The following is a 3,844-nucleotide window of genomic DNA, read 5'->3' on the forward strand; positions in this document are numbered from 1 at the left end:
GGCGGGCAGGCCCAGGCCGGCCTCCCGGGCCGCCGCGGCGACGAACTCCGCCTGCTCGGTGCTGTCCAGCAGGACGCGCAGGGTGACACCGCGCCGCACCAGGGCGGTCACGCGCGGGAGTTTGCGCGGTTCGATACCGACGGCGTACGTCAGGTCGCGGTACCCCGCGTTGGCGAACGCCTCGGCCTCGGCGAGGGTGGAGACGGTGACCGGGCCGGGCCCGCCGTCGTGCAGGAGGGAGGCGGCGTCCAGGCTCTTGGCCGTCTTCACATGCGGGCGCAGGCCGACCCCGAGGCGGTCCGCCCGGGCCCGCAGACGGGCGATGTTGCGCCGTGCCCGGTGCGCGTCCACCACGGCGAACGGCGTGTCGGGGTCGGCCGGCGTCCGGACGGCGGGGGAGAAAGCGGCGCTCATGGGCGGGTGATCCCTCACTTCGCGTAGTTGTAGACCGTCGCCCGGGACACGCCGAGCAAGTCCGCGATGGTCTGCGCGGCGTCGCGCGAGTCGAAGTAGCCGTCGCGCTGCAACTGCCGTACGAGCGCCTTCTTCTCCTCCCGGCTCAGCGAGCGCGGGGTGGCGGCGCGCTCGGCGGCGCGGGCCTCCACCGCCGCGCGCAGCTCCCGCGCGGTACGGTCCCGCAGGGTCTCCAGGGGCCGCTCGCGGTGCTCGGTGTCCGTCGCCACGAGATTGGACAGGGCGAGGGTGACGGGGGAGAGCACGGACACGTCGAGGTTCAGGCACAGCGCGGCGACGTACTCGCCCGCCGCGTTCTTGATGCCGATGGACGTGCTCTTTGCCGGGCGGCCGTCGGGGAACCGGTTCGGGTAGTTCTGCACGACGCCGGGGTAGTCCGGGTCGGCGATGCGGGCCAGGCCCAACTCGGTGGCGGGATCGCCCACCTGACGGCCCGACAGGTTGTTCTCGATGGCGCGGATCGCGTGCTCCGGGTCGCGCAGGTCGTGCAGCACGACCTCGCACAGACCGGGGAACATCCGGCCCAGCGCGACCGCGATCTTCTCCGCCTCCTTCAGGAGGTGCTCGTCCGCGCCGTCCTCGCCCGTGGCGCCCACCCGGTGGTCCATGGCCTCCCCGTCGGCTTCGACATGAGGTCTACTTCTGGACGGGGAGTCTAAGTTGTGTGGTGTCCGCTGTCCAGGGATTCCGGACGGCACCGCCGCCGGACGTCAACTACCCTCCGTACCGGCAGGTTTCGCACACGGCACGTACCGTCGAGGGGGACGCATGGCAGACCGGTCCAGCGCGGGGCACTCGAAGTGGCTGCGCCGCTTCCACCAGCCGGAGCCGGGCGCGCCACGGCTGCTGTGCCTGCCGCACGCCGGCGGCTCCGCGAGCTTCTACTTCCCCGTCTCCAAGGCGCTGTCGCCCGCGGTGGACGTGCGTGCGGCGCAGTACCCCGGCCGGCAGGACCGCGCCGGGGAACCCCTGGCGCACTCCGTGCAGGAACTCGCCCGAGGCGTCTTCGAGGCGCTGGACGAGCGGGACCCGGCACCGCTGGCGCTGTTCGGGCACAGCATGGGTGCCCTGGTCGCCTTCGAGCTGGCCCGGCTGCTGGAGAACGCGGGCCGGCCTCCCGCGGTGCTCTTCCTCTCCGGCCGCCGGGGCCCGTCCGCCGAGCGGACCGAGACCCTCGGCCTGGACGACGACGCGCGGCTCATCGAGGAGGTCGTCCGGCTCGACGGCACCGACGCGGCCGTCTTCCAGGACGAGGACCTGCTTCAGCTGATCCTGCCCGTGCTGCGGGCCGACTACCGCGCCGTGGACACCTACCGGCCCACCCCCGGACCACGGCTGGGCTGCCCCCTCGTCGTCCTGACGGGCGACGCCGACCCCAGGGTCACCCCCGACGAGGCCCGCACCTGGGCCCGGGAGACCGACGGTCCGTTCGAGTGCCACGTCCACCCCGGGGGCCACTTCTACCTGGTCGCGCGGCAGCAGGCCGTCCTGGCCGGGATCGAGGCCGCGCTACGGCGGTTCGCGCCCGGCGCCGGGGCGGTCCGCTGAGCGCGCCGGGCGCATGCGACGGGCGGCACCGGTCGAGCCGGTGCCGCCCGTCGGAGAGGTGTGTCAGCCCAGGATCCTGGCGGACTCGATGACCACCGGCTCGGTGGGAACGTCCTGGTGGCCCTGGTAGCTGCCCGTCTTCACACCCTTGATGGCGTCGACGACGTCCTGGCCCTCGGTGACCCGGCCGAACACGGCGTAGCCCCAGCCGTTCGGGGACTTCGAGGTGTGGTTCAGGAACGCGTTGTTCTTGACGTTGATGAAGAACTGGGCCGTCGCGGAGTGCGGGTCGCTCGTACGCGCCATCGCCACGGTGTAGTTGTCGTTCTTCAGCCCGTTGTCGGCCTCGTTCTGGATCGGCGCCAGGGTGGACTTCTGCTGCATGTCCGGCGTGAAGCCACCGCCCTGGATCATGAAGTCGCTGATGACCCGGTGGAAAATCGTGCCGTCGTAGTGGCCGCTGCGCACATACGCCAGGAAGTTCTCGACCGTCTTGGGCGCCTCGGCGTCGTTCAGCTCCAGCACGATCCGGCCGGCGCTGGTGTTCAGCTCGACTGTCGACATTGAAAAAATCTCCTCATTCCGGTGGGACTCGCCCACGCTACAGGTACGGCCCGGCCGGCCGTTCTCCGGTGCGACCGGCGGGCTGCCGATCGACGGCCCGGGCGCACCATGGAATATACGACCACAGGGCACGCGTACCTCGCTGCGGCGCCCCGGGCCCCGAACGCCCATCCGGGTCACGGCGAGGCCCCCGGACGGCCCCGCGGACCCTTTCCCACGCAGGTCCCCGTCCGGTCGCGGCACCGCACCTGTGGCGGGCGTCAGGACGGCCGGTGCGCGTCGCCCGGGGCCCGGGGCAGCGCCAGATGGGCGAGATCGCCCGGCGGCGGCGTGGTCACCGGCCACAGCGGGGCGGCCTCCCCGTCGGCGAGCGCGGCCGGCGCGTCGGTGAGGTTCATCCGCTCCCGCAGCCGGCCGTAGAAGTCCATCGGACCGAGCCGGACCGCCTTCAGCCGGCGCGGAGCGGCGTACACCCCGATCCAGTCCCCGGGGCCGAGCACCCCGCGCACCTGGCCGTCGATGCTGACCGCGGCCCGCCCCGACCCCTGGAGCACCCGCAGCGCGATGGGCTCGTCCGGCGCGGCCACCACCGACCGGTTGAACACCATGTGCGGCGCGACCGGCGTGAACACCAGTCCCTCCGCGCGGGGCGAGACCACCGGGCCGCCGGCGGCGAAGCTGTACGCCGTGGACCCCGTGGGCGTGGCCACCAGCAGCGCGTCCGCCGAGTACGAGGCCAGCAGCCGGCCCGCCAGATACACCGCGACCGACACCTGCCGGTCCCGGGAGAACTTCTCCAGGACCACGTCGTTCAGCGCGGTCACGTCCAGGGCGACCCCCCAGTCCCCGCCCGCCTCGCAGTCCGCGCGCACCGGCGGCGGGGGCAGCAGCGGGCCGCGCCCGTAATCCAGCAGCGCCTCCATCTGCGCGGGCACCTCCAGCCGGCAGGACGCGCGCAGGGTGAGCAGCATCCGGTTCTCCACGTGGATCCGGTCCTCCCGCACGGCGTCCAGCGCGGCCCGGACCGCAGGGGCGGGCACCTCCGTCAGGAAGCCGACCCGGCCCAGGTCCACACCGAGCACCAGGGCGTCGCTCTCGGCCGCGAGCCGGGCACCGCGCAGGAACGTGCCGTCGCCGCCCAGCGTGACGATGAGGTCGGGATCGCCCGCGCTGTCCAGCTCCTCGCGGGCACTGTGCCGCGCGCCCGGCCGCCACACGTCGATGTCCGCGCAGCCCATGCCGCGCCCGGAACACCCGG

At 73.4% G+C, this 3,844-nt stretch carries 5 protein-coding genes; 1 reads left to right on the forward strand and 4 read right to left on the reverse strand.

Annotated features, from left to right (window positions below):
• Both H5J33_RS26760 and H5J33_RS26765 read right to left on the reverse strand, forming a co-directional pair.
• The coding region (locus H5J33_RS26760; protein ID WP_181797414.1) for an alanine racemase at nt 1-414 on the reverse strand (414 nt) is incomplete at its 3' end.
• Between the two features lie 14 nt (nt 415-428).
• Entirely contained in the window at nt 429-1,082 is a 654-nt protein-coding gene (locus H5J33_RS26765) for a transcriptional regulator (RefSeq protein ID WP_181797415.1), read from the reverse strand.
• A gap of 160 nt (nt 1,083-1,242) precedes the next feature.
• Between H5J33_RS26765 and H5J33_RS26770 the strand changes: the two genes are divergently transcribed.
• Nucleotides 1,243-2,022, forward strand: a complete 780-nt coding sequence (locus H5J33_RS26770; RefSeq protein ID WP_181797416.1) for a thioesterase II family protein — start codon at nt 1,243-1,245, stop codon at nt 2,020-2,022.
• 63 nt (nt 2,023-2,085) lie between these two features.
• On the opposite strand, the gene H5J33_RS26775 is transcribed toward H5J33_RS26770, so the two are convergent.
• Nucleotides 2,086-2,586 (reverse strand): peptidylprolyl isomerase, encoded by a 501-nt coding sequence (locus H5J33_RS26775; RefSeq protein WP_181797417.1) that lies wholly within the window; start codon nt 2,584-2,586, stop codon nt 2,086-2,088.
• Nucleotides 2,587-2,846: 260 nt separating this feature from the next.
• A partial coding sequence (locus H5J33_RS26780; RefSeq protein ID WP_181797418.1) for an NAD(+)/NADH kinase occupies nt 2,847-3,844 on the reverse strand: 998 nt, incomplete at its 5' end.

It is taken from the genome of Streptomyces sp. WELS2, assembly GCF_013870595.1.
Taxonomy (GTDB): domain Bacteria; phylum Actinomycetota; class Actinomycetes; order Streptomycetales; family Streptomycetaceae; genus Streptomyces.